General features: G+C 47.0%; 10 protein-coding genes. All 10 read left to right on the top strand.

Translation table 11 applies throughout. From position 1 onward, the window contains the following. The first annotated feature begins 37 nt into the window (after positions 1 to 37). The 10 genes from murD to LLF78_08475 all read left to right on the top strand — a co-directional run bounded on the left by murD (position 38) and on the right by LLF78_08475 (position 11,798). Complete coding sequence (murD, locus tag LLF78_08430) at positions 38 to 1,408, top strand: UDP-N-acetylmuramoyl-L-alanine--D-glutamate ligase (protein ID MCE5202519.1); 1,371 nt, start codon at positions 38 to 40, stop codon at positions 1,406 to 1,408. 4 nt (positions 1,409 to 1,412) lie between these two features. After that, positions 1,413 to 2,543: a putative lipid II flippase FtsW gene (locus LLF78_08435; protein MCE5202520.1), complete on the top strand. Its 1,131-nt coding sequence runs from the start codon at positions 1,413 to 1,415 to the stop codon at positions 2,541 to 2,543. A 4-nt stretch (positions 2,544 to 2,547) separates the two neighbouring features. Then, entirely contained in the window at positions 2,548 to 3,621 is a 1,074-nt protein-coding gene (locus tag LLF78_08440) for a UDP-N-acetylglucosamine--N-acetylmuramyl-(pentapeptide) pyrophosphoryl-undecaprenol N-acetylglucosamine transferase (GenBank protein ID MCE5202521.1), read from the top strand. 14 nt (positions 3,622 to 3,635) lie between these two features. Beyond that, positions 3,636 to 5,075 (top strand): UDP-N-acetylmuramate--L-alanine ligase, encoded by a 1,440-nt coding sequence (gene murC, locus LLF78_08445; protein MCE5202522.1) that lies wholly within the window; start codon positions 3,636 to 3,638, stop codon positions 5,073 to 5,075. Beyond that, complete coding sequence (gene murB, locus LLF78_08450) at positions 5,068 to 5,952, top strand: UDP-N-acetylmuramate dehydrogenase (GenBank protein ID MCE5202523.1); 885 nt, start codon at positions 5,068 to 5,070, stop codon at positions 5,950 to 5,952. Before murC ends, murB begins: the two co-directional genes overlap by 8 nt. Next, complete coding sequence (locus LLF78_08455) at positions 5,915 to 6,736, top strand: hypothetical protein (protein MCE5202524.1); 822 nt, start codon at positions 5,915 to 5,917, stop codon at positions 6,734 to 6,736. Before murB ends, LLF78_08455 begins: the two co-directional genes overlap by 38 nt. Positions 6,737 to 6,778: 42 nt before the next feature. Further along, positions 6,779 to 8,131 (top strand): cell division protein FtsA, encoded by a 1,353-nt coding sequence (gene ftsA / locus LLF78_08460; protein ID MCE5202525.1) that lies wholly within the window; start codon positions 6,779 to 6,781, stop codon positions 8,129 to 8,131. 44 nt (positions 8,132 to 8,175) lie between these two features. Then, complete coding sequence (gene ftsZ / locus LLF78_08465; GenBank protein ID MCE5202526.1) at positions 8,176 to 9,552, top strand: cell division protein FtsZ; 1,377 nt, start codon at positions 8,176 to 8,178, stop codon at positions 9,550 to 9,552. A gap of 122 nt (positions 9,553 to 9,674) precedes the next feature. After that, positions 9,675 to 11,087: a B12-binding domain-containing radical SAM protein gene (locus LLF78_08470; protein MCE5202527.1), complete on the top strand. Its 1,413-nt coding sequence runs from the start codon at positions 9,675 to 9,677 to the stop codon at positions 11,085 to 11,087. A gap of 24 nt (positions 11,088 to 11,111) precedes the next feature. Continuing rightward, positions 11,112 to 11,798 carry an SPOR domain-containing protein gene (locus LLF78_08475; protein ID MCE5202528.1) on the top strand — a complete coding sequence of 229 codons (687 nt, stop codon included), beginning with the start codon at positions 11,112 to 11,114 and terminating at the stop codon, positions 11,796 to 11,798. Positions 11,799 to 11,827: the final 29 nt, after the last annotated feature.

Genomic DNA, 11,827 nt, shown 5'->3' on the forward strand with positions numbered 1-11,827 from the left:
TTGCATTTGACGGATCGTTATTTGGGGGCTTAACCGCATGATGGTTGGAAATGAGCTTGATAATAAAAAAATATCGGTAATAGGCGCCGGAGTGAGCGGCAAAGCACTCGCAGAACTTGCCCAAAAACTTGGTGCCTCTGTTTTTGTGTCTGATTCCAAGGAACTCCCAGCGGAGACAGAAAATGATTTTAAAGCGGCCGGCATAATATGGGAGGCTTGCGGCAACACAGAAAAGCTCCTTGATGCGGACGAAATAGTTATAAGTTCCGGAATATCGCCTGAGATCCCAATACTTAAAGAGGCTGTCCTGCGGGGGATCCCGCTTGTAGGTGAGCTTGATTTTGTTCACCCTTATCTTTCAGGAATGATAATCGCCGTCACAGGAAGCAACGGGAAGACAACTACCACCTCTATGATAGGTTATCTGCTGGGTAAGATGGGCTATAATGCTATCACAGCGGGAAATATCGGTAATCCTGTAGCTAAAGCGGCAGAGGGAGAATATGATTTCATTGTGCTTGAACTGAGCAGCTTTCAGCTTTATTGGGCGGAAAAATTCCGCTGTGATGTTGCTGTTGTGACAAACCTCGCTCCCGATCACATAAATTGGCATGGTTCATATGAGAAATATGTGGAAGCAAAGGCAAAAATTATAAAGAGTCTTTATGAAGGAGGATCTGCTATTTTCCAGAAAAGGGATGCAGATGTCCTCAATGTGGGGCCTGTCCTGTCATTTCCACTGAGCTGGGAGATGCCAATAGAACACAGGCCGGGAATATATATGGATAGCAATACCCGCAGCGCATTTTTAAGCGGAGGCGGTCATGCGCTTATGCGCAGATTGTTTGATTTTTCTGATGTAAAGTTGCTTGGTATCCATAACCTTGAAAATACGGCTATGGCCACTGCAGTGCTGTCTTTGTTCAATATAGGGAACGTATCGGCAGAAATACTTTCCGCATATGAACCGCCAAGGCACAGGTGCGCATTTGTAGGCGAGGTAAGGGGCGTCACATTCGTAGATGATTCCAAAGGTACCAATGTTGCGGCAACTGTAACCGCAATGAACTCTCTGCCCGGCAATAAAATAATTATCCTTGGCGGTCAGGGCAAGGGCGAAGATTATTCGCCGCTTGCGGAAGCGGTGACAAAGTACGCTGGATTTGCCGTGCTGCTGGGAGAGGAGAAAGAAAAGATCGCCTCTGCGCTTGAAAGCGTAGGATACATATCATATACGACCGTTTCAACTATGGAGGAAGCAGTTGAATCTGCATACCTAAATGCATCCGACGGGGATATGGTCCTTCTTTCTCCGGCGTGTACCAGCTGGGATATGTATCCGAACTACGGTGACCGCGGCGATCATTTCTGTAGAATTGTGAAAACAATAATTGAAAGAGAAACCTAATACAATGCAAAAAACGGAGGAACCACGGATCGGGGCTAAATTGTTCCGCATAAATCCGCTGCTTTGGGTTATTCCGCTCATATTGAGCGGAATAGGCATTCTCATGATCACATCCACTACCAGCCCAAATTCTTTCATCTATACAGGCACTCCATTCCAGATGGGCATAAAACAGATGCAGTGGCTTCTGATTGCAATATGCGGAATGTTGGTGATGTATACCATACCGCTTCGGATCTGGGAAAAACTGAGCGGCCCAATACTGATTATGACGTGGATAATTACATGGCTCCCTCTTGTTCCGGGTATCGGTGTGGAGGTTGGCGGTGCAAGAAGGTGGATACACATCCCGAGCGTCTCTGTTTCAATACAGCCCGGGGAGCTTTTATGCCTGGCTATGGCGTTTCATCTTGCAAAAATTTTATCCCGGGGAGAAAAGGATCCGGCAAACACGTTCATATCGACCATTGTTCTGGTTGTTTCCGCATCGATCCCGCTGTTGATCCAACCGGACCTGGGTACTACTATACTGATATTTCTTGTGTCAATGGGTATGTATGTGGAGAGGATAGGCTGGAAGTGGCCTATAATGGCAGGAGGTCTTCTCGGAGGGATCGTTTTTCCTGTGCTTATTTTTTTTGAACCTTATCGTATGCGCAGGGTAACCGCATTTCTTGATCCGTGGACAGACCCTCTTGATAAGGGGTTTCAGGCCATACAGGGGCTGATAGCATTTTCTAACGGAGGTTTCTGGGGTGCAGGCCTTGGTCATGGATTTCAGAAGCTTAATTATCTGCCTGCCGCGTATACAGATTTTATCTATGCCGCAATAGGGGAGGAACTTGGTCTTGTCGGCACACTGGGAGTCTTGGCTCTGTTTGCGTTCTGGATCTCACAGGCTCGTAGTATCTATTACAGGACCTCAGATGGATTCAAATCATCTCTGACATGGGGGATAACGCTTACCGTGGTTATCCCGCTTGTTATAAACGTTGCAGGAGTTACGAAGCTCATGCCCCTGACCGGTATGCCTCTGCCGTTTATAAGCTATGGCGGTACATCGCTGCTGACTATGTGGTCAAGGTTGGGTATACTTTTAAGGCTTGAAAAAGAAAGTTATCTGGGGGAAATATAAGAAGATGGTTAAGAAACTTCTTCTTGCGGCAGGCGGCACAGGGGGGCATATATGGCCGGCAATTTCATTCGGACAGTGGCTTGGCAAACACAAGCCGGATGTCCATGTTGATTACGTCTGCGGGATGCGCCCACTGGAACTCGAGATATACAAATCTGCCAATATTATCCCAAACAGGCTGCCTGTGGACGGCTCCCCTTTCTCTGGAAGCGGGTTGCTGAAAAGAACCAAACGTGCAGGTTCTCTGTTTCCGGCTCTGTACAACGCAAGCAAAATAATAAAAAATTCTTCGCCGGACTGCTGTATGTTATTTGGCGGGTATGTTTCACTCCCGTTGCTGTTCGTCTGCCGTATGCTGAAAATACCGGTTGTCATGCACGAACAGAATGCATATGCCGGGAAGGTTACCCGGATCGCGTCAAAACTGAATGTCGATATATTTACCGGTTGGAGCGAGTGTCCTCCTTTGCGCACCGGGGAATACACAAGAATCGGTGTGCCTGTTAGAGAGTTTGAGAGACTTGATCAGGATACTGCCTGGCGCACGCTTATGCTTTCGGAAAAAATGCCGGATGGGCCGAAGGTTATGGTATTGACCGGATCCCTTGGAAGCCAGCCGGTAAAAAAGATGATTTGCGATGTCGCAGGTATGGAGATGTTCAAGGATTGGAGCTTCGTTATACCTGCCGTTGCGGAGAAAAATGAAATGGCGGCAGACAATGTCTATTTGCTGCCAAAGACATGGAATGCAGGGCTCCTATACAGCATCGCAGATATGGCTGTAATAAGGGCAGGGGGTTCAACTCTGACTGAAGTCGGTGTTATGGATATCCCGTCTGTTGTCATACCTTGGCGCGGTGCCGCTGACGATCACCAATACCACAATGCAGTTGCATTTATTGCCGAAAACAGAGCCATAATGTGGGATGGAAATGGCTCTGCTGAAGATTTTTCCAAGAAACTGCTGTCGCTGTATTCTATTTTTAAAGGACAGCAGGAAAGTTCGACATTTAAACGGTATAATAACGCGGGGCGAATTTGCGAGGATTTATGGCTGGCACTTTCTTCCCATTTTTGAAAGGGGCGCTTGTTTTGCCACTGGAAGCAGATATTGATCTTAGAACTAAAAAAATCCACCTTATGGGTATCGGCGGCGCGGGGATGAGCGGTCTGGCTATCCTGCTTGACCAGATCGGGGCGGAGGTCTCGGGTTGTGATATGATACAGACCTCTTATTTTAAAAATTTGAATCTTCATAATATTCCTATAGCTATGGGACACGAGGCAAAGCATATTGAGGATTTTATGCCTGACATACTGGTCTATTCGAGCGCCATCCCTAATGACCACCCAGAGATATTGAATGCGTGGCAGCATGGCATTACAGTTGCCCGCAGGGCGGAAGTCCTTAGCCTTATCTTCAACGCAAGACGCGGAGTAGGCATAGCCGGAACACATGGCAAAACTACCACTTCTTCGATGATATCTCTTATTGGGGAAATGGCTGGAATGGATCCAACTGTCGCTATCGGCGGAGAACTTTCAGATATAGGGACGAACGCAAAAATTGGCACCGGTGAATTTATGGTAGCGGAGCTTGACGAGAGCGATCGTTCTTTTGTATGTTTTCATCCGGAAATAGCGGTAATCACTAATATCGATTGGGATCACAGGGATCACTATATAACATTTAAATCTGTCACTGACGCTTTTGCCGAGTTTCTATCCAACAGAAAAGACGGAGGAAAGAGCATACTCTGCATGGAGGATGCGGGAGTCAACAAGCTATGCAGGGAATATCGCTTAAAGGAAGGCATCGTCACTTATGGCTGGGGTTCAGGCTGGAACTGGGGTGCAACTGAAGTCCAGCACAGCGTTGGCGGGGGGGTTTCTTACGCCATTAACTATAACGGGAAAAAACTGGACAGGATATCCTTGGTGGTTTCTGGAGAGCATAATGTGCTCAACTCTCTTGCAGCCTGCGCAGCTTCTTCTGAGATGGGTATTCTTTTATCAGAGGTAAAAAAAGCACTTGCCACGTTCAAGGGCGCGAAACGCAGGCTGCAGAAGATGGGTGAAGTCGGTGATATTTTAGTATATGATGACTATGGTCATCACCCCAACGAGATATGCGCGACTCTAAGCACTATACGTAAGATATTTCCGGATAGGCGGTTAGTTACCATATTCCAGCCTCACCGTTTCAGCCGGACCGCGGCACTCTACAAGGAGTTCGCCGACGTACTCTCGCTTGCGGACAGTGCGTTTATTTTGCCCATATACGGATCTGACGAGGTCCCTATAGATGGAGTCTCCTCACAAATGATATTTGACGCAGTCTCCGAGAATAACAGAGCCAATTATGAACTCTCAGGAAATTTTGATGATCTGGTGAAATCTGTTTGTATAAATGCAAGGGATGGCGATATTATCCTGACGATAGGGGCCGGCAGTGTCGGGACCCTTGGCAGGAAGATATGCAGGACGCTGGCCGAAATGAGATCATCGGCAGAAAAAGATCAACTTGCTTAAAAATTATCCGCTGCGCGAGCTCAATACATGGAATGTCGGGGGATGCTGTTCTTTTTTTGCATCACCCCGCTCAATTAAGGATGCACATGACATCCTCCTATCTGCTCTGCGCGGAGGAGAGAGGCTTTATATACTTGGAGGAGGCTCTAATATTCTTGTAAATGACGGACATTTACAGGCAGTGGTTCTGTATACCGGATATCTCAATGGGATATATATAAAAGAAGTAACTTCAGATGGCATCGTTCAGATTGAAGTTGAGTCCGGATTTTCTGTCAGAAAACTGCAGGAGCTTGCCATCAAGAATGGATGGGGAGGCCTGGAATTCCTGACCGGTATTCCGGGGAGCGTCGGGGGGGCGCTTTGGGGTAATGCAGGAGCCCAAGGCGAAGGGTTTTCCCCTCTGGTTAAAATACTTGACACCGTTGATTATGACGGCAACATAAGCATACTGACCGAAAAAGATTTGAACTGGAATTATCGCGAATGTCCATGTGACAGAGAAAAGACGCTCTTCATTACAAAATGTACTCTTAAACTTAGCAAGGCATCGCAAAATGTCATATTCGAACGTATGAAATATTTTGCCGAGATGAAAAAGGGGCAGCCGCTTGGCAAAAAAACCGCCGGCTGTGTCTTTAAAAACCCCCCAGGGGACAGCGCCGGCCGGTTGCTGGATGGCGCCGGATGTAAAGGGATCAGTATTGGCGGCGCAGTTGTATCTGAAATTCATGCTAATTTTATAGTAAATAAGGGCGATGCAACTGCCCGGGATATTTTTACGCTCAGTGAGCGATGCAGGGAACGTGTTTATTCACAATATGGGGTAGGGCTTGATTATGAAATTCATTTTTTCGGGGATTTCGAGAAAAGCTAAGAATAAAATCAAAATCTGCCTGATCCTGGCTGCACTTGTGGCCGGGTCTCTGATTGCTGTAGAGTCAAGGTATGCCGTCTTCAGGCTCCGGGACATTGAAGTCTCCCCGCAGGGTATACTGCCGCAGCATGCCATCTGGGGCACTCTTTCTTCTGCACAGGAACGATGCTGGCCTTTTTTCTGGGTTTTAAGAGGCAGCTATGAAGGACTCATTGAAAAATATTATCCTGTGGATATCAAATTATTTCTGTCCGGCTGGGGCAGGGTCACAATGAAAGTTTTTCCCCTGAAACCTGCTTTTATGATGTACTGGGGCGGCAGATTCTGGTATGTCTCGACAGGAGGCAAGGTGTGGCAGGCTTCTCTTGTAGAAAATAAGTTTGTCCCCGAAGAAGCAGTGCGCTCACTCCCGATCCTTTCCTGGGGCAGTGACAGAATAACTCCGATCGATCTGACTGCGGATCATGGCAACGTATTGTCTTCGAGCCTTCCGATCCCGCGAATATTGAAATGGTATGAAAATCTCAACTCCATCGGATGGAGTCACAGTGTTAAATTTATCCAGGCAGGAGTCAAGGAGGGCCAGCCCGTTGTGCGGCTTATATTTTATAATCAGGTCGGAGAAAGCGGCGTAGACATGCTTTTTACTGATGACCCTGCGGAATGGCATGCGTCAGCCCTTGCCGTAAAAAAAATATATCAGGATCCAAAGAAGATCCCGCCAGGAATATCCATAGATACGACATACAAGGATAAGATTTTAGTCAAAAATAAGGTAGAATAGACACCATATTATTAAATCTTATTAGAAGAGGGGGCTATTTGCTTGTTTAAGAAAGCCTCAGGTTATTTGGCAGAAAAAGAACCAGAACTGCTTGCGGGCCTCGATCTTGGTACGAGCAAAGTCACAGTTGTGGTTGCAGAGCGTGAGCAGGGCAGCGACGAAGCTCAGATTATCGGAGTCGGTCAGGCTCCCTCAAACGGGATAAGAAAAGGTCTCATTGTGAACCTTGATCAGGCCGTTCGTTCGGTTAAGCAGGCCGTCAACGATGCACAAAACATGGTTGGTCAGGACATAACGGAGGTAACTGTCGCTTTCGGGGGGGGAGAAGTGACAAGTATACGCTCTAAGGGCATGGTTTCTCTTGGGCGCAGCCCGCGGCCGGTAATGCAGCTTGACATTGAACGTGTGATTGAAGCTGCTCAGGCAGATGTGGCTGTCCCTGCTAATCAAAGCATTCTGCATACGATACCGGTCGAATATTCACTTGATGGTAATGTCGGGATAGATGATCCTCTCGGCATGACGGCGATGAGACTTGATATACAGCTACAGTCCGTTATAGTCCCTACTGCTACCATTCAGAATGTGCTGAACTGTGTCGACAAGGCCGGTCTTGATGTTTCAGGGCTTATTATAAAGCCACTGGCTGCGGCGCTCGGAGTTCTTTCTCCGGAAGAGGCCCTTGCCGGTGCGGCTGTGATAGATATCGGGGGCGGCACGACCGGCGTTGCCGTATTCTCAGATGGGAGGCCGAAACACCTTGGCCTTATTTCGGTCGGCGGAGATCATATCACGAATGATGTCGGCAATGTTCTTAAACTCCCGCTAAATAAGGCAGAAGAATTAAAAAGAGAGGTATCTGTCTTTACAGCCCCCGAGGATGCAGAAGAAATAATTGATTTTGTCTACAACACACGAAACTATAGACTCTCAAAACTTGACCTGTACGAAATTGTCAGATGCCGGTTAGAGGAACTTTTTGACGTCCTTGTAAGGCCTGAGATAAAAGCAGCCGATATTTCAATGCTGCCTGCCGGGATCATACTTACAGGAGGTGTTTCCAAAACTGAGGGCATAGATGCATTTCTGCTGGATATGATGGATCTTCCGGCGCGCGTGTCTGTCCCCATAGATGCCGGACGTATGCCGCCGGGGAGGAACACGCAGGAATATTCATCTGCTGCCGGGATTATCCGATATATAATAGAAAGGGAAAGGGATCCGTTCCGTTACCTTGATAATCCGCTCATTATGAAAAACGGCAATGATGCCGTCGGCGCCAGGCAGTCGATAATACCCGATAGGGGAATACCGATCCAGACAAAAGATAAAATTCCCGGCAGCGGCTTCGATCCTTTCGGCAGTCTTAAAAAAATATTTCGTGATTTGTTTTGATTTATAATTCCCGAAGAATTAGGAGGGAGGCAGTTATGCCTGAGATGTCAGAAATATTCCAGCTTGATAAATCAAACTATCCCACAAGGGAAATCATAAAGGTCATAGGAGTAGGCGGTGCCGGAAACAATGCCCTTAACCATATAATCAGGGGCGGCATATGCGGTGTGGAGTTTATTGCTGCGAATACGGATGTGGCGCATCTGGAGCTGTCAGAGGCCCCCTCGAGGATCATACTTGGCAAAGAGCTTACAAAGGGTCTGGGGGCCGGATCTGACCCTGAGATCGGCTGTAAATCGGCACAGGAATCCAGGGAGGAAATCCGTGCGGCAATTGAAGGAGCAGATATGGTCTTTATAGCTGCCGGAATGGGCGGCGGTACCGGGACCGGAGCGGCACCGGTGATTGCATCTCTGGCAAGGGATGCCGGTTCGCTCGTTGTTGCGGTCGTCACACGGCCGTTCATGTTTGAGGGCAGGAGACGTATAGCTCAGGCAGAATCAGGCATAATACAGCTCAGGGATAAAGTGGACGCACTTATTGTCATTCCGAACGACAGGCTGCTGAGCATTACTGATAAAAAAACTTCAATAAATGATGCGTTCCGTCTTGCGGACGGAGTCCTCCATCAGGCAGTGCAGGGGGTAACAGACCTTATACTGCGCCCTGGACTGGTAAATGTTGACTTTGCCGACGTTAAGACGATAATGTCGAACGCCGGGACGGCAATTATGGGAATAGGAGAGGGCTACGGAGAAAAACGCGCTGCCACTGCAGCCTACAATGCTATAAACAGTCCTCTGATGGAGACCAGGATGAGCGGTGCAAAGGGAATACTTTTTAACATCACAGGCGGGGCAAACGTAGGGATCCACGAGGTTGAAGAGGCTACCAGAATAATAACAGAGGCGGCAGATGAAGATGCATTTATTATCTGGGGGCATCTTTTTGACCCAGAGATGGAGGATTCTATTCAGATTACGGTCATAGCAACCGGTTTTGACTCTTCTGACATAAATAAACAGGACAAAACAATTCCTGATGTACCTATAATTACAAACAGCAATCTTAATATTTCTGCTGTCAAGAATTTAAACATGTTTACGTCCGGAAAATCATCTGGTGTCACGCACAATACTACAGCAGGACAGGTTTTCCGTCCGGTAATAAAGGCAGAAAAGCCGCCGGTATCATCAGAAGTCATACAAGACATAAGGGGAGAGGAGCCGACATTTGAGAGCGAGGCTCGCCATGTTATAAAAAAATCCTCTTTTGATCAGGGTGTTGCTGTGATAAAGCAGCCTCGCGCGGCAATTTCTCAGCCGATGACCTCGGCAGAGGAAGATCTCTTTAAGGGCAGCGGTGTTCCTGTTGACCAATATGATATTCCCGCCTATATCAGACGGAGGCGTAAATCCTGAATATTAGAGAAAGGCCCGGTGCATCGACAGGAAAAATAACAGCTTGGCAGAGTTGGGAAAAATATCGTGTCGATGAAAAATGGACAACAGGACTGCCTAAGGGTGGAGATCTCCCTTGGGCTTTGTTTTATCCGGCGGATTATTCAATAGGGGCATCTAATCTTGGCATCCATTATGTTTTCAGACTCCTCAGAGAGTCGGGTGTGGCGGTTGAACGTTTTTTTGCGGAGCCCATACCTTATCGCTCAGTTGATGCTGACACGCTGCTGGAGCGATTCCCCATAATAACTGCCGGAGTGTCGTATGAGGCCGGAGCTGATGTTTTCTTCAGGTGGCTCCACGGAGCACATGTCCCGCTTATGCCCGCTGACAGGGCGGCCGGAGGTTATCCGGTGATTGGGGCAGGCGGGGCGATGACTTATATAAACCCGCTTATCCTCTCCGGCGTATGTGATTTTATCGTACTTGGGGATGCCCTGGATGTACTTCCGCACATGACCGACTGTCTGAGACGCTACATGTCCGGCGGAGACAGGAAATTATTATGGGAGGAGCTGGCGGGACATCCTTCGATCCTTGTACCTCCAATTCATCTTTCCTGCGGGGGCACCATGGCAAAGAGGATTACAGGAAGGTGTCTGCCTCTTGATTCAACCTACCCTATGTACAACAGCTGGGTCACGCCCAAGAGCGTGTTTGGGAACTCGTTGCTTTTGGAACTCCAAAGAGGCTGCATAAGGAACTGTTCTTACTGTACTCTACCCGGATGTTTTGGAAAAATGAGATCACGCGGTTTTGGGACTATTAAAAAAGAGCTGGACAAAGTGCTTGAGATAACATCCGTGCAGAAGATAGGGCTTGTTACTCCTGAAGCCGGGGATTATGCCGACATGGATCAGCTGCTTGAATATCTTGAGATAAAAAACATGAACGTTTCTTTTGCTTCTTTGAGGCTTGACCGGTTGACTGAAAAAATGTTAGCCGCACTTATCAGAGGAGGCCGACACAGCATAACGGTAGCACCTGAGACAGGAAGCGACGATTTAAGGTTTTCCTGCGGGAAAAAATTTACAAATGAACTGATACTTGAAAAGCTTTCCCTTGCCAAAGCAATGGGCATTGATCAGGTAAAACTCTATTTTATGGTTGGTCTGCCGGAAGAAAATGAAGAACATATTTCCGCCATCAGCAAACTTTGTAGTTCCGTAATTGAGGAAACAGGGCAAAATCTTATATTATCTGTAAACCCGTTTGTACCGAAACCCGGTACCCAATGGATGAAAGCCCCTTTTGTAGGGATTTCCGAAATACGTAAAAAATACAGAAGAATTGCATCAGAGATCCGCAGTATAGGCAAAAAAGCTCCGCAGATGAGATTTACGAGCCCTAAAGAGGCCGAAACTGAGTTTGATCTTACATGGTACGGATATTTTGACAGTATTAATCTGGCAAAAGAGATAAGCTCCGGACAAAAAAATAAAAATGCACATTCCAGCAGAGACAAAACACTGTTAGAATTAGACAGTCTCAGGTAGTCTTATGCAAAGGGGTGGGATTGGATGGTAACAAGAAAAACGCACAACTACAAAGAAAGGAAGCCAATGGCTACTTTTGGACAGTTTATATTGCCGTTGGCAGCGCTTATGGCTTTAGCACTTCTGTTTTTCAGTGTTAAATTATTCTTTCTTGATCCGAACGATGCATCGATGCCGATCGAAAATCAGATCGCGACCGAGCAGCCTCGGTCAAATGATGATAAAAAGAATGAGGTGGCTCCAACAGGGCAGACGATCGTAAAGAAAGAAGAGAAGAAAACTTCCCCTGTCGTTATTGCAAAGCCTGTTGATGCAAATAAGTCAGAGGTAAAACAGGAAACGAAAGCTATTCCGACAGATATAAAACAGGAAAAAATACCGCCTAAAACAACAATTCAGCAGAATACAGCCAAGACAGGCACAGTTCAACCGGCGTCTGTAAAGCAACAGCCATCTGCTTCTTTAGAAGAAAAGGGGGCTGGGCGCTGGGATGTACAGATAGGCGGTTTTTCATCTAAAAACAATGCGCAACAGATTTTTGAAAAAGCTAAAGAACAAGGATATGATGTTTATATGATTGAATCTGTGTTCAATAATGCACCCTTTTACAAGGTTCGCGTAAAAGGCGCGAATAACAAAGATGATGCACAGAAAATATCGTCCAAACTTCAGGAAAAGGGATATCCCGTATATCTTGTCGAAATAAAATAAGCAGTAATTTTTTCAATCGATGAAAGGCA

The organism is Synergistaceae bacterium (assembly GCA_021372895.1).
GTDB lineage: Bacteria > Synergistota > Synergistia > Synergistales > Synergistaceae > JAJFTP01.

What these genes read in the sequence shown, in the direction of transcription:
- murD (MCE5202519.1), top strand. Translation starts at nt 38, where the DNA reads ATGATGGTTGGAAATGAGCTTGATAATAAAAAAATATCGGTAATAGGC.
- LLF78_08435 (MCE5202520.1), top strand. Translation starts at nt 1,413, where the DNA reads ATGCAAAAAACGGAGGAACCACGGATCGGGGCTAAATTGTTCCGCATA.
- LLF78_08440 (MCE5202521.1), top strand. Translation starts at nt 2,548, where the DNA reads ATGGTTAAGAAACTTCTTCTTGCGGCAGGCGGCACAGGGGGGCATATA.
- LLF78_08455 (MCE5202524.1), top strand. Translation starts at nt 5,915, where the DNA reads ATGAAATTCATTTTTTCGGGGATTTCGAGAAAAGCTAAGAATAAAATC.
- ftsZ (MCE5202526.1), top strand. Translation starts at nt 8,176, where the DNA reads ATGTCAGAAATATTCCAGCTTGATAAATCAAACTATCCCACAAGGGAA.
- LLF78_08475 (MCE5202528.1), top strand. Translation starts at nt 11,112, where the DNA reads ATGGTAACAAGAAAAACGCACAACTACAAAGAAAGGAAGCCAATGGCT.